The organism is Collinsella aerofaciens (assembly GCF_018785245.1).
Lineage (GTDB): Bacteria > Actinomycetota > Coriobacteriia > Coriobacteriales > Coriobacteriaceae > Collinsella > Collinsella aerofaciens_AD.
In genome coordinates this window covers 160,498-182,198 of record NZ_WQPL01000022.1, presented here as the reverse complement: position 1 = coordinate 182,198, position 21,701 = coordinate 160,498, and the positions used below count along the sequence as shown (strand labels likewise).

Sequence of the window (21,701 nt, the reverse complement as noted above, 5' to 3'; positions counted from 1 at the left end):
TTCCAGATTCTAGGACAGGGGCCGCTTGCGTTTGGCGGTCAGCCGTCGGCGCGCTTACACCAACATTTCCGACGCGATCTAACTTTAGGCTGATGCAAGGTCTGAGACCGCGAGAAGGGAGACACGATGGGTAAGTACACGAGGGGTCTCTTGGCGGTGATACTGGCCGTAGTGCTGGTGTTGCCAGCCGCAGCATTCGCCATGCTGCCCGAGGCCAACGCCAGGTCCAGCACAGGAATGGACGGACCGATAATGACCGGAAAGGTCGCCGACCCCGACACCAGCGGTCGCTGGGAAATCTGGGCGGCAGGCCACGGTGGCAATAAGGTAACGACCCAAAACGTCGGTCGAATCTGGACCGACAAGACGGTCAAGGCAACCGAGGAAAACGAAGAGTCGGACTTTTTGACCACGCTTTCGGCGATGTCCTCGACGTCTAATTCAACCGTGACGGTCACCACGCCGCTTGACATCGTGATGGTGCTGGATGCCTCTGGCTCGATGGATGATCCTATGGGTGGCGGAGATTCCACCAAGCGTATCGATGCACTGAAGAGCGCTGCGAACAGCTTTATCAATACCATTGCCAAGCAAAACGAGGGTATCGAGGGTGTCGATAGGCAGCACAGGGTTGCCATTGTTAAGTTTGCGGGTGATAAGACCAATAAGGTCGGCAATGACCAGTACAAGAAAGGGCAATTTTGGTACAACAACTCGCAGGTGATGAAGGGTTTGACCGATTGCTCTGGCGGCAACGTGAAAGTTCTTGAGGATACAGTTGCTGGAATCAAACCAAGCGGTGCCACGCGTGCCGACTATGGTCTGGAACTGGCCGGGGATATCACTTCTGGCCGCGCAGATGCCAAGAAGATCGTTGTGTTCTTTACCGACGGCAAGCCAACGAGCTTCAGCGAGTTTGATTCTGACGTCGCCAAGGGTGCCGTGACGGCTGCCAAGAAGATGAAGGATGGCAAAGCCACCGTTTATACCATCGGCATCTTTAGTGGAGCGGACCCCGCTGACGATCCCTCGAAAGAGGGGACAAGCGACGTCAACAAGTTTATGCACGCCGTGTCGAGTAATTATCCCGATGCCACGTCGTATGCGAGCGACAAGCTTGGCACACGCGCGGAAAACTCCGACTACTACAAGTCGGCGACCAACGCCGAAGAGCTCAAGAAGGTCTTCGACGACATCTCACAGGCCATCACATCGGAGGCGCCCTATCCGACCGAAATCCATAAGGGCTACGACGAGACCAAGTCCGGCTACATTACGTTTACCGACGAGCTGGGCGACTTTATGCAGGTCGACGGATTTACCGAAGTCGTCATCAACGGCACGCCGTTTACCGAGGCGAGCAAGACGTTCAACAAAGAAACCAATACCGACACATACGAGTTCACCGGCAAGGCAAAAGACCTGCTCATCACCGTGCAGCGTGCTGGCGCTGACAATCCCCAGAAGGGCGATATCGTAACGGTTAACATTCCTGCGTCGTTGATTCCGCTGAGCCACTTTAAGACCGTAGACGGCAAGCTTTCGGTCGACAACGTTAAGCCCATTCAGGTGAAGTATACCTCGAGCGTGAAGAGCGCCGCACTCGATAACCTGTTTACGCCTGAGAAGGTCACGGGACTCAAGGACTACATCGAGAGCAATGCGACTGTCGCCGATGACGGCGCCAAGACCGTTAGCTTCTACGCGAACAAGTGGGAGACCGGCGCGTTGGGTGATACGGTCGCGACCTTTGAGCCGGCCGACACCAACCGCTATTACTACTTCCAGAAGCAGACTCCAATTTACGCGGATAAGGACTGCACGCAGCCTGCAAAGAATTCGCTGACAGATACTGGCACCTATTATTACAAGGATGAGTTTGGGGAGCAGGGCTCGAACAACGAGGCCAAGCCCACCACCGCCGTCATCGAGTTTGTCGGCGGCGACGCAGCGAAGTTTGACGGCGCTCTTGTTGCCGACGAGGACGGCAACCTTTCGTTTGGCGTGGGAACCGCGCGTTTGGCCTTTATCGATGAGCTCCACACTACCAAGGGCAGCGTGGGCGGCAACAGCACTGGTACCGCGACCGACGTTCTCAACCCCAAGTGGAACAACATGTCCGCCAAGGCGGCCGCGACGCATGTCAATTCCTACCTGGGCAACAACGGCAAGATCAGCTTTGCGTATGACATGACGCCGGCAATGGTGAACACCAAAGCCAGCTTTGGTCTAACCAAGGTGCTCGAGGGCCGCGACTGGAGGGATACTGACGCGTTTGAGTTTGGCCTGACGTCCGAGAACGGCGCCCCGATGCCTGCGACTACGACTGCGATCGTGCGCAAGGCTGACCTGGACGACAAGGGCAAGGCTGTCATCGACTTCGGCACGGTCGAATACACCGAACCTGGCACGTACGTCTACAAGGTCAGTGAAAAGCACGCCGGGACCACGATTGACGGCATCGCCTACAGCGGTAACGTCGCGGAGATCACCGTGACGGTGAAGCCCAATAAGAAGGGCGAACTGAGCGCTGACGTGAAGGCGACCTCGGGTGAGACCGAGTTCAAGAACGCCTACGCTACGAATCCTGTTGAGTCCAGCGTAACCAGTCAGATTGCCGTGACCAAGTCTCTGACCGGGCGCGACCTTACGGTCGGTGAGTTCAGCTTTGAGCTGCGCGAGATTAAGGATGAGGACTCTGAGCTTATCGAGACCGTTAAGAACGCTGCCGACGGCAAGGTGACGTTCAGTGCCATCAAGTACACCGAGATCGGCCAGCACACCTACAAGCTGCATGAGGTTAAGGGCAACTCCGGCGGTATTGACTACGATGACGCGGTCTACACCATCGTGACGACCATCGCCGATAACGGCAAGGGCCAGCTGGTTGCCACGCACGAGCTGAAGGACGCCAAGGACGTCAAGAGCATCGAGTTCAAGAACGCCTACACCACGAATGCTACCGAGGCATCGCTTGCGGGTATCAAGAATCTGCAGGTTGACGACGCTCTGACCCCGGCTGATATCACCGGCAAGTTCACCTTTACCGTGACCGGTGAAGAGGGCGCACCTATGCCTGCGAGCACGAGCGTGCACAACGACGTTGACGGCAAGGTCGACTTTGGCAAGATTACCTTTACGCTCGACGACCTTAACAAGGCTGTGGGTGAGAAGCCCGAGAAGCGCGAGCACACCTTTACCTACACCGTGACCGAGTCCGGTGAGGTCGCTGGCGTGACCAACGACGCTAAGCCGTCGCGCGAGGTTTCCTTCACCGTGACCGATGACGGCAAGGGGAATCTGCGCGTATCCCGCAAGCCGGACGGTGATGCGGCCTTCACGTTCACCAATACCTATAACGTGACGCCTGTCGAGACGAGCGTCACCGACCAGATCACCGCGAACAAGGTCCTGACCGGGCGTGAGCTCAAGGAAGGCGAGTTCTCCTTCGAGCTCGTCGAGGGCGATAAGGTTGTCGCTACCGGCACTAACGCTGCCGACGGCGCGATCACGATGGGCAAGGTCGCATACGACAAGCCCGGCAAGCACGCCTACACGCTGCGCGAGATCAAGGGCGGAACCACCAGCAAGGGCATCACCTACAGTGACGCCAAGTACACCATCGAGACCACCATCACGGACAACGGCGACGGCACCCTCAAGGCCGAGCATGTCCTGAAGGACGCCACGGCTGCGACTTTCAAGAACACCTACAGCGTGGCCCCGCTCGATGCGGAGCTCGACTTTGACCTGAGCAAGGTCATCAGCGGCCGCGACTGGACGGATGCGGACGAGTTCGGCTTTACCATCACCGCCCCCGAGGGCACCCCGCTGCCCGATCCCGCAACCGTAACCGTGAGCAAGAAGGACGCGGAGGACGGCATCGCCGCCATCAAGTTCGGCAAGATTCGCTACACGGCTGCCGGAACCTACAAGTACGAGATCCGCGAGAACGCGGGCAACGCGGCCGGCATGACGTATGACGGGCATGTTGCGACCGCTGAAGTAATCGTGACTGAGGACGGCGAGGGCAAGCTGCTCGCCAGCGTCACCAAGAAGGAAAACGGCCGCTTCACCAACACGTACCGCTCCGAGCTCGACTATGCCGCGGCCGGCGGCCTCAAGCTCAGCAAGAGCCTCTCCGGACGTCCCATGACCGAGGGCCTGTTCACCTTTACCGTGACGCCCGCCGACGAGGCTTCGGCCAAGGCGCTCGGCCTGCTGCCCGGCGCCAACAACTTCAAGTCCCCTGCGACGGCAGAGGCAACGGTCGGTCTGATTGACATTCTGGCGGGCCATGAGGTCAAGTTTACGCAGGCTGACGCCGGCAAGACCTTTGCGTACACCGTGTCCGAGAAGAATGACGGCAAGCCCGGTTACACCTACGATGACGCCGAGCGCACCGTGACGATCGCCATTGCCGATGACGGCGCCAGCACGCTCACCGCCACGACGACCGTCTCCGGCGGTCCCGAGGGCACGCTGGTGACCGAGTACAAGACCGGCGCGGCTGCGGTCGAGAGCGCCGTGGTCCCGTTCGTCAATAGCTATAGTGCGACGACTAACACGCCTGGTGGCACCGCTGCTCAGGTCGTTGCCGCCAAGACCCTGACCGGTCGCCCGATGGTTGACGGCGAGTTCTGGTTCGGCATTGCCTATCAGGGTGAGCTTGTGGGTTACGAAAACCTCAAGCCCAATATCGGCGGGCATGTGAGCTTTGATGCGCTGCACTACGACACCAAGATGCTTGCTAATCTTGAGGCGGCAGGGCTTGCCCATCGCACTGACAAGGACGGTAAGCTCGCTTGGACCATTAACTACATTGCCTACGAAGCTATAAACGGGCTGCCGAATGGCGTTTCCGCTACAACGTGGTACTTTGGCTTTAAGGTCATCGTCGTCGACAACGGCGACGGCATCCTGACGGCAACGGTCGACTACGGTGGCGTCGAGCCCTTGTTCGAGAACGTCTACGGCGCCGATGCCGTTGACGCTGCGCTCGCCGGCACCAAGAAGCTCCAGGCTGCCGAGGGCCTGACCCCGGCCGACATCACGGGCAAGTTCACCTTTACCGTGACTGCCGACGAAGCGGGCGCCCCGATGCCCGAGCGCGCGACCGCAACCAACGACGAGGTCGGCAACGTGGACTTTGGCAAGATCCACTTTACGCTCGAGGACCTCAACCGCGCCCTGGGCGTGACGACCGACGCTTCTGACGACGTGCCGAGCGACGCTGAGGCCAACGCTGACAAGGCCGAAGTTGACGCCGATGAGAACGCCGCCAATGAGAACGACGCCGAGGTCGATGGCGACGAGTCCGACGCCAACGACGAGCCCGAGCCCGCAGCCCCCACCGCTCCGCGCTCGCACACCTTTACTTACACGGTGACCGAGTCCGGTAGTGCCCCTGGCGTGACCAATGACACCAACGCCACGCGCAAGGTTTCCTACACCGTGTCTGACGACGGTGCCGGGCATCTGAGCGTCAAGCGCGAAGGCGACGACGGTGCTGCCTTCACGTTTACCAACACCTACGGCGTGGCACCTACCGATTCGTCCGTGACCGATCAGGTCAAGACAGTCAAGCGTCTGACCGGACGCGACCTTGCAGCAGGCGAGTTCACGTTTGAGCTGCTCGAGGACGGCGTGGTTGTCGCGACCGGCACCAACGACGCCAATGGCACCGTCGCGCTGAGCCCGATCCGCTACGAGGCACCTGGCGCGCACACGTACATGCTGCGCGAGGCTTGCCCCAACGCGCTCGGCCTGTACAAGGGCGTCACCTATGACGGCACGACCTACACCGTCGTGACCACCGTCTCCGACAACGGCGACGGCACGCTGACCGCGACGCACAAGATCGAGGGAACTACTGAGTCGGCTGGCTTTACCAACAAGTATCATGCCATGCCCACGCAGGTCTCCATCGGTGCCATCAAGGTGCTCGAGGGACGCGAGCTCAAGAAGGACGAGTTTAGCTTTAAGCTCGTTGGCGAGGACATCGAGTCCACCGTCACCAACGATGCCGACGGTAAGATCAGCTTCGATAAGTTCGAGTACAGCGAGCCCGGCACGCACGTCTACACCATCAGCGAGGTCAAGGGCGACGAGCCCGGTATGACCTATGACAAGTCCGTCTTTACCGCGACCGTCAACGTGGTCGACGACGGTGAGGGTAACCTCAAGGCGAGCGTTACCTATACTAAGGGCGACAAGAGCGTCGAGGGTATCGTGTTCAACAACGCGTACAAGAAGCCCGAGACGCCCGTGCCGATGCCCGATCCCGGCACGCCCAAGACCGTGACGAACATCGTCAAGACGGTTAAGGGTTTCCTGCCCACCACGGGTGACCAGCAGGCCGCCGCACTGCTCATGGCATTTGTTATCGCCATGGCCGGCGTCGGAGCCCTGGTCTGGGGTATCCGTAAGCGCTAGGCACGCTGGCAGCGCCCGGGGCCAAAAGGCCCCGGGCGGCCGGCGGGGAGCCAGAACATAGCCCCCACCCCACCCCCGGCCGTCACGGAGGTATCTCCCTCCTCCGTGACGGCGCTTTTGTGTGCCGGGGGAGGAGGGTGCGCCACGAAATCGGCCCATCTACTACGTTTGGCCCCTTACCCCCAACCATGCCGAAAAACGCGAAAACAAAACCGCAGGTAGAACGCCTGCGGTTTTGCTCAAAACGAAGGCATGGTCAGGGGTACCGAGTCAAACGTAGTAGATGGGCCGGTTTCGTGGCGGGCACCGTCAAATGATCCCCCGGGGACTGAGGGAAACGGGTCATCTTGGTTTCACGAGGCTTGCGGAGGCACTCGTCCAGGGCCGCCCGAACAAAACTATGCCGGTTTACGGGGCTGAGTTACGAGTCTCCAACCATGCCGATATTCGTGAAAATAAAACCGCAGGTAGACGAGCCGTCATTTTGCAGAAAACGCGGGTATGGATGGGGGTCCTGAGTTTGGCCCCGTAAACCGGCATAGTTTTGAAATGGCCTTAAATCGGTAGCAGCCATTTTGCTATGCCGGAACGGTCGGTCTTCGGGCAACTACCCTCGCAGGTAGGCGATAGCGATCTGCGTGCGGTTGCGCAGGCCCATCTTTGCCAGGATTGAGCTGATGTGGTTGCGCACGGTGCCTTCGCCCATGTAGGCGGTGGCGGCGATCTCTTTGTTGTCGAGGCCGCGGGCGATGAGTTCGGCGACTTCGAACTCGCGGTCGGTCAGGCTGGCGAAGGCTGCGGGCCGGCGGGGCGTGCCCGCCTCGACGTCCGTTCCGTCAAAATCGATGTCCTCGATCGCCTTGCCCTCGAGCACGCGCTTGCCAGCCATGACCTGCGCCAACGCTGGTGGAATGGCGGCGACATCGGTTTTAATCAGGTAGCCGCGGGCGCCCAGTTTAAGCGCCGACACAATGTACTCGTCATCCGAGAATGTCGTCAAAAACACCACGCGTGCCGTGGGTTCGTGCTCAAGGATCTCGCGTGCCGCCGATAGGCCGTCGCGTTCCGGCATCTGAATGTCGAGCAGCGCGATATCGGGTGCGTGTTCGGCATAGAGCGAAACCGCGTCGTTGCCGTTGGCGCCGGTACCCACTACCTCGATCTGCGGCTGGGCGCCCAGGATAATCTTGAGCGAATCGACCACTAAGCGGTCGTCGTCGACAACGATGAGCCTCATCGGTCCTCATCTCCTTGCTGTTTGGGGACGGTGGCAAACACGCGCCAGCCGGGGGCGCCGGCGCGCAGGCCGGCGGTGAAGGTTCCGCCAAGCGCCTCGACGCGCTCGCGCATGGAGGCGAGCCCCATGCCTTCTACGACGTTGCTGCTGCTCGCCGGGGTCGCGTCCGCGCCATCATCGGTAACGATGAGCTGGTAAAACGACGGATGCTCCATGCATCGTACGGTGACGGTCTGGGCGCAAGCGTGGCGCATGGCGTTGGAAAGCGCCTCGCGCAGGACCGCCGCAAAACAGTTGGCGACGTTTGCGGGTGCATGCTCGGCCAAAACTTCAAGCTCAATCTGCGGGCCGCCGTCCGAGCGCGCGCCTTCAACAATGCGTTCGAGCTGCACGGAAAGGTCGACGGCGTTGTCGTTGAGCGCGTGGACGCTGGTGCGCACAAGCTGGAGCGCCTCGTCAACCGTGCGTTTGACGTCGGCGAAATCGGCGGCAACCCTGGGCTCGTCGGCGTGGACCACGCGTAGGGCTTCGGCCTGCAGTGAGGCGCGCGTGAGCTGGTGCCCGACGTTATCGTGGATCTCGCGCGCGATGCGGGCGCGTTCGGCGAGCGTCGCGAGCTCGACTTCGTAGTCCTGGCGGTCGGCAAGGTCACGGTTGCGCGCTTCGAGCGCGAGGGCTCGTTCTTGCAGCTCGTCGCGGGTACGGCGCATGCGCTGCTGTTCGCGCTCCAACTGGGCGGTACGTAGCGATAGCAAGGTGGCGGCAACCGAAAGGATAGCGGTCAGCAGGAGCGTTCGGGTGGTGAGCGCGCCGCCGCGAAGGTCCGCGGCAAGCGCGCAGACAAACACGGCGCCAATCGCCAGCGCGGGCCAGATGCGTTCACGGCGCACGCGTCGCGCGATGTCATAGAGGGCGAGAGGCGCAAACGGCACAAACGTCGGCACGAAGACAGCCGCGATGATGTAAGCGTAACTTGCGGTCTCGCTTGCGTGGCGTGTGCGTTCCCCCTGTACGACCTCGGCCAGCGAGGTGGCAATAACGCCAAGGCAAAACGCCGCGACCAGGCGAGCGTCCACAGCAAGGCCCATGGCGGCCGCAATGCAGCACGCCAGCACGATCGATTTGTCGAAAAGCCTGTTCATACGGGTATTGTACGCGAACCCGCGCGTGGTGGAGGAGCCGCCTGCGCAACCGTGACATTCCTCCCGTGCGGCAAAGCGGGGACGTCGGCGGGCCGCACGGCCAAGCCCCGCACTCGTGACAAAGCTCACTGGCGTGCGCCGGCGGCTCCTGCGATGATGCAATCGTACCGGGCCGCAATCAACGGAAGGGCCGCCTCATGACAGACATCGTCCACGTCGAAAACCTCGTCAAGCGCTATGACGATCTTATCGCGCTCGACCACTTTAACCTCAGCATCGCCCCCGGCGAGATCTTTGGCCTGCTCGGCCCCAACGGCTCGGGCAAAACCACGTCCATCAACTGTATCCTGCAGCTGCTTGCCTACGACAAAGGCACCATCGAGCTCTTTGGCGAGCCCATGACGCCCGCCCGCTACGACCTCAAGCGCCGCATCGGCGTGGTGCCGCAACAGGTGGCGGTGTTCGACGAGCTCACCGTGCGCGAGAACATCGACTATTTCTGCAGTCTCTACGTCAACGACCGCAAGCGCCGCCGCGCGCTGGTGGACGAGGCGATCGACTTTGTCGGCTTGGGCGACTTTACGAAGTTCCGCCCCGGCAAGCTCTCGGGCGGCCTGGCGCGTCGCCTCAACATCGCCTGCGGCATCGCGCACAAGCCCGAGCTCATCTTCTTTGACGAGCCCACGGTGGCGGTCGACCCGCAGAGTCGCAACGCCATCCTGGAGGGCATCTGCCGCCTGCGCGACGAGGGCGCCACGGTGGTGTATACCAGCCATTATATGGAGGAAGTCGAGCAGATCTGCAGCCGCATCATGATCATGGACGGCGGGCGCGTGCTGGCGCAGGGCACCAACGACGAACTCAAGCGCATGATTCAGATGGGCGAGCGCGTGACTGCCGAGGTCGGCGCCGTCGAGGCCGCCACGGTCGAGCGCCTGCGTGCCCACGAGCACGTGCTTTCGGTTGAGCTTTCCGGCGGCGAACTCGTCTGCAACTGCGAGGCGAGCCCGCACAATCTGGTCGACATCCTCGACACGCTGCGCGCCGCCGATGTGGCGCTCGGCCGCGTGTGGAGCGAGCCGCCGACCCTCAACGACGTGTTCCTCGAGATCACCGGCCGCGAGCTGCGCGACTAGGGGGCAGTCATGTTCAACACCATCATCACTACGGTCAAGACGCTGTTGCGCCGGCCGAGCACGTGGGTCTGGGGCGCTCTCTTTCCCATCGCACTTTCCACGATGTTCATGTTTATGTTTGCGAATCTGAGCTCCGACGGCACGGTCGACCCGGTACCGGTTGCCGTCATAGCGGACGAGGCCTGGGACGCCTCGACCTTTAAGGACGTGGCGACGTCGCTTGCCAAGGAGAGCGACAATCAGCTGCTCGAGATCCACGAGTGCGACGACGCAGCCGATGCGAACCGTGCGCTTAAGGCCGGCGAGGTCGCGGGCATCTATACGGTCGACGACGCAGGCGCACCCAAGCTCACACTGCTATCGAGCTACGACAGCTCGCGCGCATCATCGGTGCTCACCGATCGCAGCATCCTGGAGACGGTGGCAAGCTCGTATACACAAAATGCCGAGCTCATGTCCCAGATTGCCCAGGACAACCCGGCGGCACTCGCCGACCCCGAGGCGGTTGCGCGCGCCCTGTCGCTCGAGGGCGGCACCCGTCGCGTGAGCCTTACGCGCACCACACCCGACGGCACAGTCATCTACTATTACGCGCTCTTTGGCCTGGTCGCGATGATGTCTGCCGAGTTTGCCGCCTTGAGCGTCATCGACCTGCAGCCCAATCTGTCGGGTCTTGGCGCGCGTCGCTGCGTGGGCGGTCTTTCCAAAACGGCGTCGCTGGCCGGTATCTTTGTGGGCTCGTGGCTGGTCTCCTTTGCCTCGATGGCGATCGCGATCGGCTACGTGCGCCTGGTCGTGGGCGTCGACTTTGGCGGGCGCGAGGGGCTGTGTCTGGTGGGCGGCGCCGCTTCCGCGCTTGCCGCCACGGGCTTGGGCCTTTTTGTGGGCACGCTTCCCGTTAAGGGCGGCAAGGCGTCCAAGTCCGGCATCCTCACGGGCTTTGCTACCACGTGCGCCCTGTTCGCCGGCCTCTACGGCGAGCCGGCGATGGCGCTTGCCGATGACGTCGCCCGCGCCTACCCGGCCGAGTGCTGGCTCAACCCCGTCAAGCTTATCTGTGACATGTTCAATCGCCTGTATTTCTTTGAGGACCTGGGCCCCTTTGTCGTTCGCGCCGGCGCGCTGGTCCTTATGGCGCTGCTGTTCGTTGCCGTCGCCACGCTGATCTTTGGAAGGAGCCGCTATGAGCACCTTTAAGACTGCGCTTCGCATGGCGCTTGCGCACCCGTTCTACCTGCTCATCTATACGGTGTTCATCTCGCTCATGGGCGTGTTCATTGCGGCATCGGTGAGCTGGAACTCGTCGCAGCTCACCGAGTACGAGCCCTACGATGCCAAAGTGATCGTGGTCGACCGCGACGACAGCGACCTTTCGCGTGCGCTTACCAAGCATCTGGGTTCGCGTTTTGAGCTGGTCACGGGCATCGGCGACGATACGTACGATCTTGCGGACGCGCTCTCCAAGAGCAATAGTGCCAAGGGCAGCGCCGACTGCGTGTTCTTTATCCCGGAGGGGTTTGAGGACGACCTGATCGCGGCCGCCCGTGCGGGGGAGACCTTGCCCAAGCTCGACGTGACCTACGGCTCCGGCACCATGGCGGCGGCGCTTTCGTCTGCCGAAGCCTCGCGCTGGATCTCGCTCGCGGGCGCTGCGGCGGCGCTTGAGCCCGCCGCCTCTAACGGCAGCGTCGCCAAGGCCGCCGAGCATGCCGCTGCAAAGCGCGCGGAGGTCCAGATCGAGCAGGTCAAGGTCGACTCGACTGCTGCTGCCACGCTCGAGTCGTACTTCAACTTTGGCGCGTACGCGATTATCTCGTCGGTCATCGTATCGGTGGGATTGGTGTTCTCGGGCATGAACGAGCCCGAGCGCGTGCGTCGTATGGATGCCGGCCCAATTTCCGAGCGCCGGCGTTCGCTTGCCGTGTTTGCGGCCGCCGCTGTGCTCACCGTCTGCATCTGGTTTGTGTCGAGCATGATGGGCGTCGTGGGCTTTGCCGGCGCGGTTGCCGAGGTCGGCGCGGGTCGTGTGTGTCTGGCGCTGGCGGCGACGTTTGCCCTGGCGTGCACGCCGCTGGCCGTTGGCTTTACGCTGTCGAGCTTGGGCGCGCGCGAGGAGCTGCTCAACGGCGTGGGCAACTTACTCGGCATGCTCATGACGTTTTTGGGCGGCGCCTGGATGCCGCTGTCGCTCATGGGCTCGGCCGTGCTGACCTCGGCGCATTTTGTGCCGACGTATTGGGTGAACGACGCGACCGGCAAGGCGCTCGCCGCGGACCTGACGTCCACCGTGCTGGGCGATATCGCCTGCGACCTGGGCGTCACCGTGCTCTTCGCCGCCGCCATCGCCGCCGTAGGCCTAGCCCTCGCCCACAACAAATCCCACGCCTAGACACCTACTCATTGGGGACAGACTTAAACGACCAAAAGTATTCATTGGGGACAGACTTAAATGACTAGCCATCGGGGGCAGATAAGGAGCGTCCCCAACTGCCGGGTGGCGAAAGAGCGTCCCTTGTGACTGGTCATTTAAGAACGTCCCCAATGACTAGTCTGAAACAAATCCCCACTCTCGCCCCAAAATAGTTCGCCAAGGTTTACTATTACGTTCATAAAGTAGTACGAGGCTAACAATGGGGGATACCATGGCAACGCAGGAAGCCTACGTCCAGGTTAAGGATCTCAAAAAGCACTACGGCGACGGTGATGCGCGCCTGACGGTACTCGATGGCATCGACGCGTCCATCAACCGCGGCGAGATCTGCGTCATGCTGGGGCCCTCGGGCTCGGGCAAGTCGACCTTTCTCAACCTGATCGGCGGCCTGGAGGATGCCGACGGCGGTTCCATCATGGTGGACGGCTGCGACCTCACGGTGCTCAAGCCCGCCGACCTGGGCGAGTATCGCCGCCGCGAGCTGGGCTTTGTCTTCCAGTTCTACAACCTGGCGCCTGATCTCACCATCAAGGAAAACATCGAGGTCACGGCGCACCTGTCCAAAAACCCGCTCAGCGTCGACGACCTGCTGCGCTCGCTGGGCCTCTACGAGCACCGCAACAAGTTCCCGCGCCAGGTCTCGGGTGGCCAGCAGCAGCGCTGCGCCATCGGCCGTGCGCTCGTCAAAAACCCGGGCCTGCTGCTGTGCGACGAGCCCACCGGTGCGCTCGACTATAAGACGTCCAAGGAAATCTTGCAGCTCATGGAGGATGTCAACCGCACCTACGGCTGCACCATCATCATCGTCACACACAACGCCGCCATCGCCCGCATGGCCAATCGCGTGCTGCGCCTGCGCGACGGGCGCATCGTCGAGGATGAGCTCAACGAGTCGCCCGTCGCGGCCGCCGAGCTCGATTGGTAGGCGGCGCCATGACACCTCTCGCAAAACGTCTCCCGCGCGAGCTGCGCCGCAATATCGGTAAGTACCTGGGCATCTTTTTGCTTATGTGCGGAAGCATTGCCCTTACATCGGGCTTTTTGCTCGCGGCGCATTCCATCGGCTGCCTTATCGACGACATGCGCGATGCGTACGCGATCGAGGACGGCCGCGTGACCACCTCCTTCGAGGCCACCAAAGACCAGCTCAAGGCAGCCGAGGACGCGGCAGACGACGTCGGCGGCGTCACGCTCTACAAGAATTTCTCCATCGATGCCATCATCAAAAAGACCGCCGGCGACGACGGCACCAAGCGCACGCTGCGCACCTATGCGCACCGCACCAAGGTCGATATCGCGTCCTACTGCGAAGGCAGGCAGCCTAAGGCGGACGATGAGGTGGCAATCGACCGTGTCTTCGCCACCAATAACAACCTGTCCGTGGGCGATAAAGTCGAGCTCGAGGGTCGCACCTACACCATCTGCGGCATCATGACCCAGCCCGATAGCCAGGCGCTGTTCCTCAACAATTCGGACTTTACGGTGAACACCATCACGTACGGTGTGGCCGAGGTCACCGACGCCGGCTTTGCCGCGCTTAAGGACGCCGGCGGCGCGCCTGCCTACACCTACTCCTTTACCTTTACCGATCGCGATCTCTCCGCCGCGGATCGCGTCGATGCGGAGCAGGATATGGTGGAGGCGCTCACCGATGCCGATGCACGCGTGGATGACCTCATCGACGCCGATTCCAACCAGGGCATTGGCTACGCGCGCGACGACGTAGACGGCGACTCCATGATGTGGATGACGCTGCTCGACATCATCATCGTGATCATGGCGTTCGTCTTTGTGGTCCTTACCGACGCCACCATCGAGGAGGAGAGCGCCATCATCGGCACGCTGCTCGCCAGCGGCTATCGTCGACGCGAGATCGTGCTGCACTACCTTGCGCTTCCCGCCATCGTGGGCGTGGTCGCGGCGCTTTTGGGCACTGCGCTCGGCGTCGTGTTCTTTACCGAGCCCATGCGCAGCCTCTATTACGGCTCGTACAGCCTGCCGCCCTTCCAGGTGTACTGGAGCTGGGAGATCTTTGTGAAGTGCGCCGTGGTTCCCGCCGCTGCGCTCATCCTCATCACGCTGGTGGGTCTGCTTCGCAAGATGGGCAAGACGCCGTTGCAGTTTCTTCGCCACGAGGCGAGCGGCAAGTCTGGCACCAAGCGCGGCCTGCAGCTGCCGGAGCGCATGGGCTTTGTCTCGCGCTTCCGCCTGCGTATCTTCCTGCGCAACCTGGGCAACTTCGCCACGCTCTTCGTGGGCATTGCGTTTGCCTCGCTGCTGCTGCTCTTTGGCCTGGCGATTCTGCCCACGATGACGCACTACGCGGACAACCTCGAGACGAGCCTGGTCGCCGAGCACCAGTACACGCTCAAGGCTCCGCTGGAGCTCGAGGGCACTGCCGAGGAGCGCGAGCAGTGGTCGGCACTCGAGTGCTTGCAGTCGGTTGACGGCGCGCTGCTTTCTGCCGCCCAAGATGCCGATGACGAGCTTGACGACGCGGCCGATGCGGCGCAGGCGGCAGCCGATGCCGCGACCAGCGCTCCGTCTGCCGAGAGCCTTGCCGCGGCGCAGGACGCGCTCGCCAAGGTCCAGGACAAGAAGGATGCGCTTTATGCGCGCCTCGATGACCTTGCCGATGCCCTCGGCTGCAACCGCGACGAGGCTATCGACCTGATCGACAAGGCCTCTAAGATCGACACCGACAACGACGACATTCACCCGGTCAACACGATCGACAACGGTGCAGGCACAATCGCGCAGGCCGAGAAATACGCCGTCTACCAGTTGCAATACGACCGCGGCGACGAAAATGGCGAGGAGACGATTTCCGTCTACGGCATTTCATCCGATTCGCGCTACTGGAAAGACCTCAACGTCGGCGATGGGCGCGTCGTCTTTGGCGGCGGTCTGCTCGATAAGTTTGGCTGGAGCGAGGGTCAGAAGGTCACGCTCAGCGACAAGTACGAGGGCAAGCATTATTCCCTTGAGTACGCGGGCAAGGACTGTGCCTGGGGCTCCAAGTCGGACATGAATATCTATATGAGTATCGACGACTTTAACGAGCTGTTTGACAACGATGCGGCCTACTTTAACGGCTATGTGAGCGATGAGAAGCTCGACCTTGATTCGCGCTACTTTGCCGGCGACACCACGCCCGACGACATGCGCGCCGTGGGCGACCAGTTCATCGGCATGATGAGCAAAATGATCGGCATGATGGTTGGGCTTGCAGTGTTCATCTTCTTGCTGTTTATGTACCTGCTGACCAAGGCTGTGATCGACCACAGCGCTCGTTCGATCAGCTACATGAAAGTCTTTGGCTATCGCGATAGCGAGATCTCGCACCTGTACATCCGCTCGATCACGCTGTGCGTGGCGGCGTCGCTCGTGCTGAGCCTGCCGGTGATCATCGGCTCGCTCACGGCTATCTTCCGCTCCATGTTGCTTGCCTACAACGGCAATATCGAGATCTACGTGCCCGCTTGGTCCATGGCTGCATGCGTCGGCATTGGCTTTGCGACCTACCTGGTCGTGGCGCTGCTGCACACACGCTCCATCAAACGCGTCAGCCTCGCCGAGGCGCTCAAGGTTCAGGAATAGGAGGGCTCATGGCTAGATCGGCAGAAGAGCTCAAGCAGCTTTCCGTCAAAGAGTTCACCGAGGCGGCAAAGGTCTACGAATCTGGCCATGCCGGCATTTACGAGATGTGCAAGGACGACTATCCGCAAATGCTCGAGGAGCTTGAGCTCGAACCCTTCGAGGACGTGTTCGACGTGGGCTGTGGAACCGGAGCCGTCCTAGAACTGCTCCACGCCCGGTACCCCAACAAGCACTTGACTGGACTCGACCTTACACCCGGGATGATCGACGTCGCCCGGGCAAAGCAGCTCGATAACGTCAGCTTTGTCGTCGGAGACGCGGAGGCACTGCCCTTCGAGCCCCGGAGCTTCGACGCCGTGCTCTGCTCCAACAGCTTCCACCACTACCCGCATCCGGAGAGGTTCTTCGCCGAGGTGGCACGCGTCCTCCGCCCCGGCGGGCGACTGGTCCTCCGCGACTACACCTCGAACGATGTCGCGGTCTGGCTCATGAACAACATCGAGCTACCGCTGGCACGCCTCTTGGGCCATGGCGACGTGCGCATCCTCAAGCTGTCCGAGCTACGCGCGCTCGTCGAGGAATCCGGGCTCGCCCCGCTCAAGCTCGAGGCACAGAAGGGATTCCGCGCGCATCTGGTCGCGCGAAAGGGCTAGCGGTCCGCGCCAGGACGCTCCGTCACGCCAGGGCACGCCATCAAACCAGATTGTGGCCACGCCAGAACGCGCCGCCAAACCAAGGCGCGCCGCCACAAACGTGACGGCGCGTCCCTCTTACCAGATGCCGATGATTCGCCGGTCTGCCGGCCGGCTGGAAAGGACTGTCCCCAGCTGCCGGCAGGAAAGGAACGTCCCTAGCTGCCAGGTGGCGAGGCGCTCATTTAAGTCCGTCCCCAATGAGTGGTTTCAGCCATTTAAGTCTGTCCCCAATGAGTACCCAATGACTGGGCGCCGTGCTTGACATTAACCCCGCTTTAACGGGTACCATCCTCTATGTCTGTAACGCCATATAGACAGAGGGGATATATCTATGACCGCAACTGCACCCGCCGCACCCGCCAAGGTGTACTTTACGAACCTGCGCACGCATGCTCGCGAGAGCCAGCTCGACAAGCTCAAGCGCCTCATTCGCCGCGCCGGTATTGAGCAGATCGACTTTGAGAACAAGTTCGTTGCTATCAAGATTCACTTTGGCGAGCTGGGCAACCTGAGCTTTTTGCGCCCCAACTACGCCCGCGCCGTCGCGGACGTCGTAAAAGAGCTGGGCGGCAAGCCCTTCCTCACCGACTGCAACACGCTCTACGTCGGTAGCCGCAAAAACGCGCTCGAGCACATCGACACCGCCTACCAGAACGGCTTCACCCCGTATGCCACGGGCTGTCAGATTATCATCGCCGACGGCCTCAAAGGCACCGATGAGGCACTCGTTCCGGTCGAGGGCGGTGAGTACGTGCACGAGGCCAAGATCGGCCAGGCACTCATGGACGCCGACATCGTGATCAGCCTCACCCACTTTAAGGGCCATGAGCAGGCCGGATTTGGCGGCGCCATGAAGAACCTGGGCATGGGAGGCGGCAGCCGTGCTGGCAAGATGGAGCAGCACGCCGCCGGCAAGCCGAATGTCGATACCACCAACTGCGTGGGCTGCCACGCCTGCGAAAAGATCTGCGCGCACAACGCCGTCTCGTTTGACGACACCCGCGAGCGCGAGCTTGCCAACGGTAGTACTCGCACGGTACACGTGGCCGCCATCGACCACAATCGCTGCGTGGGGTGTGGGCGCTGCATTGCGGCGTGCAACCAGGACTGCATCAAGCCCGGCTATGACGCTGCGGCCGATGTGCTCAACTACAAGATCGCCGAGTACACGAAGGCTGTCGTCGACGGCCGCCCGAGTTTCCACATCTCGCTCGCTATGGACATTAGTCCCAACTGCGATTGCCATCCCGAAAACGACACGCCCATCGTCAACGATATCGGTATGTTCGCGAGCTTCGACCCGGTCGCCATCGACCAGGCTTGCGCCGACGCCGTCATGGCATCCGAGCCGCTGCCCAACACCGAGCTCACCGATAGCGCCGCTAAGATGGAGCACAATCACGAGCACCTGGAGGGCGAGCAGGCACACGACCCCTTCTGCATCACGCATCCCGACACCGACTGGCGCGCGTGCATCGCGCACGCCGAAAAGATTGGCCTGGGCACGAGCGAGTATGAGCTCATCGAGGTCAAGTAGCGTCCGGTTATTGGACAAATCGCGTTCTTTTAGCAGCGCAACGTAAGTAAAAGCCGCCCGTGAGCACAGCGCTCACGGGCGGCTTTTCGGAAGCGAGGTGAAAAATCGAATACCGCCGACCACAAGGCGTTTTAGGCAACAAAACCCCAGACGTTGCTTTTTGCCTAAAAGTGCTCGTCGAGGAAGTTATTGACTGTGTTCCAGTAGAGCTCGGGGTCAACTTGCGCACTCTTGGCGTGGGTGGCGCCATGGATGGTGAGCTTTTGCTTGACCTTGCTGGCGCACGCCTCGTAGTTTTGGTCGAGCATACTGTACGGTACAAAGGTGTCCTGGTCGCCGTGGATAAACAGCATGGGAACCGTCGCGTGTTTGAGTTGCTCCACACTGCTCGCCTTATGAAAGTCGTAGCCCGCGCGCACGTTGCACACCAAGTTTGCTACATCGAGCAAGGGAAAGCTGGGCAGGCCGAACACATCCTTGAGCTGCAGGGAAAACTCGTCCCAAACGCTCGTATAACCGCAGTCCTCGATAATGCATTTTACGTTTGCGGGCAGAGATTCCCCCGCGACGTTCATGGCGGTTGCCGCACCCATCGACTCGCCAAAGACCAGGATGCGCGCCTCGGGGTCAGCCTGAACGATTCGCTCGATCCATGCGACGATGTCGAGGCGCTCGGGCCAGCCCATGCCGATATAGTCGCCGCCGGAGCGCTCGTGGGCGCGGGCGGCTGGTGCGAGTACGTTCATGCCGCGGTCGTGGAATCGTTTGGCGTATCGGGCCATACCGATGGGCTCGTTGGTATATCCATGCAGGCAGACGGCGTAGTCGTGCGTGCTCTCCGGTGCAGCAAAATACCAAGCGGCGAGCTCGGTTCCGTCATCTGCGGTGAGGCTGCTGCTCTCGCGGTTCTCTTTAAACCACGCCCGCGCCTCGGTTTCCTCGGCATCCGGCTGCTCACCTTTTTTGTCGGCCTTACCATCCTGCATCATCTTCATGGTGTAGGGCGCTTGGGGGTTCAGGGCAAAGTCAAACAAAAAGTTTCCGGCAAACCCCAGCAGCGCGACAACGAGCACCAGCGCAACAACGACGGTTATCTTAAGCTTTCGATGGGAACGTGCGTTTTGAGACATAAGAAGCTTTCCTATAAGATGTTAATACATCAACATTTAATGCAAGCGCATTATGGGCGTTTGCCGTTGATGCGTCAACAAGCAAAGAATGGGTAAACAAAGGGTCACATATGGTGCAAATTTCGCACGTATCTAGACGCTTTGATATAGTGTTGAGAACTCTTTACGTTGGAGGATGTAACCGGCATGTCCGATTCGAGCGACAGTTCTAAGCCGCGACCCAAGACCGCGGCCGTTCCGCACTACACGGTGGGCGAGGAGATCATGAACTCCGTCACCCATGGTGTCGGTTGCCTGCTGGGCATCGCAGGCCTTGTGCTCCTGATCGTATTTGCCGCTCTTCGCGGTGGCGGTCCGGCGCATATGGCCGCGGCAATCGTCTACGGTGCCAGCATTATTCTCGAATACCTTGCCTCCACGCTCTACCATGCGATTCAGCCCGCGGGTGCCAAGCGTGTGTTTCGCATTATCGACCACAGCTGCATCTACCTGCTCATAGCTGGCAGCTATACGCCGTTTTGCCTCATCACGCTCGCAAACGACGGTGGCCCCGTGCTGTTTTTTGCCGTATGGGCCATCGCCATTATCGGCATCGCCCTCGAGTGCTTTTTGCGTGAGCGCCAGCCGCATTGGGTAAGCGGTCTGGTCTATCTGCTGATGGGCTGGCTCGTCGTCTTTAAGCTGCCCGAGCTCGTGTCGCTGCTCAACCCCGTGGCACTTGCCCTGCTCGCTGTCGGCGGCGTGTGCTACACCGTGGGCGTGCCGTTCTACATCGCCAAAAACGTGCGTTATCTGCACAGTGTGTTTCACCTGTGGGTGCTCGCCGGCAGTATCTTCCAGTTCATGGCGGTGATCCTCTTCGTAATCTAGCGATCGCGTCTGTGCCCGCGGGCCCATCCAAGCGGCCGCTGGGCGCAACTGCCCTATCCGTCACCTACGCTTACTACCTAACATCCCGAATCTTGGAGGTTCGAGAAACTCCCGATGGACATAACCATCTCCCTTATCACCACCCTCGTTTTGACCCTCATCAACGGCTACTTCTCTATGTCTGAGATGGCGCTCACCACGGCCAAGCGCGCCGTGCTGGAACACGAGGCAGAGGAAGGCGACAAGCGCGCCGAGCGTGCCATTAAGCTGGCTGCTGACTCCGACCAGCTGCTCGCCACCATCCAGGTCGCCATCACGCTCGTGGGCTTCGCCTCGTCCGCCGTCGCCTCGACGAGTCTGTCCGACCCGCTCGCCACGTGGCTCATGAGCTTTGGCATCGCGCCGCTCTCCGCCATCGCGCGCGGCCTGGCGCCGGTCATCATCACCGTCGCGGTCGCCTTTGTGTCCATCGTGATCGGCGAGCTCGTCCCCAAGCGCATCGGCCTGGCCAATGCCGAGGGCGTGTCCAAGCAGGTCGTGGGCCCGCTTTCCGTGTTCCAAAAGATTGCCCGTCCGCTCGTGTGGCTGACTGGCGCTTGCTCCGATGGCCTGGCCCGCATCCTGCGCATCAAGAGCGCCGACGACCGCCAGAACGTCTCGGAAGAAGAGATCAAGTACATGGTCTCGGAGCAGGACGACCTGCTCGACGAGGAAAAGCGCATGATCCACGAGATCTTCGACCTGGGCGACACCGTTGCCCGCGAGGTCATGGTGCCGCGCGTGGACACCACCATGTGCGAGGACGACGAGACGGTCGCTAGCGTGCTATCCACCATGCGCCAGACCGGCTTTAGCCGCATCCCCGTCTATCACGAGGACCCCGACAACGTCGCCGGCATCGCGCACATCAAGGACCTGATCCAACCCGCGCTCGACGGCAAGGGCGACCAGCCCATCGCCGGCTTTTTGCGCGACGCCACCTTTGTGCCCGACACCAAGGACATCCTGCCGCTGCTGTCCGAGATGCAGACCTCGCACGACCAGATCGTGGTGGTCGTGGACGAGTACGGCGGCACGGCCGGCATTATCACCATCGAGGATATCGTCGAGGAGATCGTCGGCGAGATCGAGGACGAGTTCGACCCCGACAACAAGTATCTCACGCGCCTTTCGCGCCGCGAGTGGCTCGTTGATGGGCGTTTTTCGTGCGATGACGCGATTGAGCTTGGTTGGCCGCTCGAGGAAAGCGATGATTATGAGACCATCGCCGGCTGGATTTTGGAGCTTTGCGACTCGGTGCCCGACATCGGAGAGGTGTTTGAGGTCGCGGGGTACAAGTTTAAAGTTCAGTCGATGCGTGGCCAGCGCATCTCGCTCATTCGCGTGATCGCTCCGGCCGAAACCGATAAGAAGGATTCCGAGTCTTCGGTAGACGAGCCGACGACGTCGGGTGCGGGTTCCGCGAATCCGCACGACGGCGACGAGTAG

13 protein-coding genes are annotated in these 21,701 nt (G+C 61.2%); 10 read left to right on the top strand and 3 right to left on the bottom strand.

What is annotated here, in order from left to right:
- Nucleotides 1-252 precede the first annotated feature (252 nt).
- Entirely contained in the window at nt 253-6,435 is a 6,183-nt protein-coding gene (locus tag GPK39_RS06035) for a Spy0128 family protein (protein ID WP_215674383.1), read from the top strand.
- A gap of 607 nt (nt 6,436-7,042) precedes the next feature.
- Here GPK39_RS06035 and GPK39_RS06030 read toward each other — a convergent pair.
- Nucleotides 7,043-7,672, bottom strand: coding sequence for a response regulator (locus GPK39_RS06030; protein ID WP_055310726.1), 630 nt, complete (start codon nt 7,670-7,672; stop codon nt 7,043-7,045).
- Nucleotides 7,669-8,814 (bottom strand): sensor histidine kinase, encoded by a 1,146-nt coding sequence (locus GPK39_RS06025; RefSeq protein ID WP_215674381.1) that lies wholly within the window; start codon nt 8,812-8,814, stop codon nt 7,669-7,671. Before GPK39_RS06025 ends, GPK39_RS06030 begins: the two co-directional genes overlap by 4 nt.
- 197 nt (nt 8,815-9,011) lie before the next feature.
- On the opposite strand from GPK39_RS06025, the gene GPK39_RS06020 reads away from it, so the two are divergent.
- From GPK39_RS06020 to GPK39_RS05990, 7 genes are all read left to right on the top strand, one after another.
- Nucleotides 9,012-9,950 carry an ABC transporter ATP-binding protein gene (locus GPK39_RS06020; protein ID WP_215674379.1) on the top strand — a complete coding sequence of 313 codons (939 nt, stop codon included), beginning with the start codon at nt 9,012-9,014 and terminating at the stop codon, nt 9,948-9,950.
- A gap of 9 nt (nt 9,951-9,959) precedes the next feature.
- Nucleotides 9,960-11,147, top strand: a complete 1,188-nt coding sequence (locus tag GPK39_RS06015; protein ID WP_215674377.1) for an ABC transporter permease — start codon at nt 9,960-9,962, stop codon at nt 11,145-11,147.
- Nucleotides 11,134-12,339 carry an ABC transporter permease gene (locus GPK39_RS06010; protein ID WP_215674375.1) on the top strand — a complete coding sequence of 402 codons (1,206 nt, stop codon included), beginning with the start codon at nt 11,134-11,136 and terminating at the stop codon, nt 12,337-12,339. The genes GPK39_RS06015 and GPK39_RS06010 overlap by 14 nt, the downstream gene beginning before the upstream one ends.
- Nucleotides 12,340-12,592: 253 nt before the next feature.
- Nucleotides 12,593-13,306 carry an ABC transporter ATP-binding protein gene (locus tag GPK39_RS06005; RefSeq protein WP_252204715.1) on the top strand — a complete coding sequence of 238 codons (714 nt, stop codon included), beginning with the start codon at nt 12,593-12,595 and terminating at the stop codon, nt 13,304-13,306.
- Nucleotides 13,307-13,314: 8 nt separating this feature from the next.
- Nucleotides 13,315-15,981, top strand: a complete 2,667-nt coding sequence (locus GPK39_RS06000; protein WP_215674371.1) for an ABC transporter permease — start codon at nt 13,315-13,317, stop codon at nt 15,979-15,981.
- Nucleotides 15,982-15,989: 8 nt separating this feature from the next.
- Nucleotides 15,990-16,634: a class I SAM-dependent methyltransferase gene (locus GPK39_RS05995; protein ID WP_215674369.1), complete on the top strand. Its 645-nt coding sequence runs from the start codon at nt 15,990-15,992 to the stop codon at nt 16,632-16,634.
- 373 nt (nt 16,635-17,007) lie between these two features.
- Nucleotides 17,008-18,213, top strand: a complete 1,206-nt coding sequence (locus GPK39_RS05990; protein ID WP_215674367.1) for a DUF362 domain-containing protein — start codon at nt 17,008-17,010, stop codon at nt 18,211-18,213.
- 164 nt (nt 18,214-18,377) lie between these two features.
- Here the strand turns inward: GPK39_RS05990 and GPK39_RS05985 are convergent, their stop codons facing one another.
- Nucleotides 18,378-19,343, bottom strand: coding sequence for an alpha/beta hydrolase (locus tag GPK39_RS05985; protein ID WP_195624816.1), 966 nt, complete (start codon nt 19,341-19,343; stop codon nt 18,378-18,380).
- Nucleotides 19,344-19,529: 186 nt separating this feature from the next.
- Here GPK39_RS05985 and trhA point away from each other — a divergent pair, with 186 nt between their 5' ends.
- Nucleotides 19,530-20,213, top strand: a complete 684-nt coding sequence (gene trhA, locus GPK39_RS05980) for a PAQR family membrane homeostasis protein TrhA (RefSeq protein ID WP_195919466.1) — start codon at nt 19,530-19,532, stop codon at nt 20,211-20,213.
- 114 nt (nt 20,214-20,327) lie between these two features.
- Entirely contained in the window at nt 20,328-21,701 is a 1,374-nt protein-coding gene (locus GPK39_RS05975; RefSeq protein ID WP_117778705.1) for a hemolysin family protein, read from the top strand.

What these genes read in the sequence shown, in the direction of transcription:
- GPK39_RS05985 (WP_195624816.1), bottom strand. Translation starts at nt 19,343, where the DNA reads ATGTCTCAAAACGCACGTTCCCATCGAAAGCTTAAGATAACCGTCGTT.
- GPK39_RS06020 (WP_215674379.1), top strand. Translation starts at nt 9,012, where the DNA reads ATGACAGACATCGTCCACGTCGAAAACCTCGTCAAGCGCTATGACGAT.
- GPK39_RS06025 (WP_215674381.1), bottom strand. Translation starts at nt 8,814, where the DNA reads ATGAACAGGCTTTTCGACAAATCGATCGTGCTGGCGTGCTGCATTGCG.
- GPK39_RS05990 (WP_215674367.1), top strand. Translation starts at nt 17,008, where the DNA reads ATGACCGCAACTGCACCCGCCGCACCCGCCAAGGTGTACTTTACGAAC.
- GPK39_RS06030 (WP_055310726.1), bottom strand. Translation starts at nt 7,672, where the DNA reads ATGAGGCTCATCGTTGTCGACGACGACCGCTTAGTGGTCGATTCGCTC.
- GPK39_RS05995 (WP_215674369.1), top strand. Translation starts at nt 15,990, where the DNA reads ATGGCTAGATCGGCAGAAGAGCTCAAGCAGCTTTCCGTCAAAGAGTTC.
- GPK39_RS06000 (WP_215674371.1), top strand. Translation starts at nt 13,315, where the DNA reads ATGACACCTCTCGCAAAACGTCTCCCGCGCGAGCTGCGCCGCAATATC.
- GPK39_RS06015 (WP_215674377.1), top strand. Translation starts at nt 9,960, where the DNA reads ATGTTCAACACCATCATCACTACGGTCAAGACGCTGTTGCGCCGGCCG.
- GPK39_RS06035 (WP_215674383.1), top strand. Translation starts at nt 253, where the DNA reads ATGACCGGAAAGGTCGCCGACCCCGACACCAGCGGTCGCTGGGAAATC.
- GPK39_RS05975 (WP_117778705.1), top strand. Translation starts at nt 20,328, where the DNA reads ATGGACATAACCATCTCCCTTATCACCACCCTCGTTTTGACCCTCATC.
- GPK39_RS06010 (WP_215674375.1), top strand. Translation starts at nt 11,134, where the DNA reads ATGAGCACCTTTAAGACTGCGCTTCGCATGGCGCTTGCGCACCCGTTC.
- GPK39_RS06005 (WP_252204715.1), top strand. Translation starts at nt 12,593, where the DNA reads ATGGCAACGCAGGAAGCCTACGTCCAGGTTAAGGATCTCAAAAAGCAC.
- trhA (WP_195919466.1), top strand. Translation starts at nt 19,530, where the DNA reads ATGTCCGATTCGAGCGACAGTTCTAAGCCGCGACCCAAGACCGCGGCC.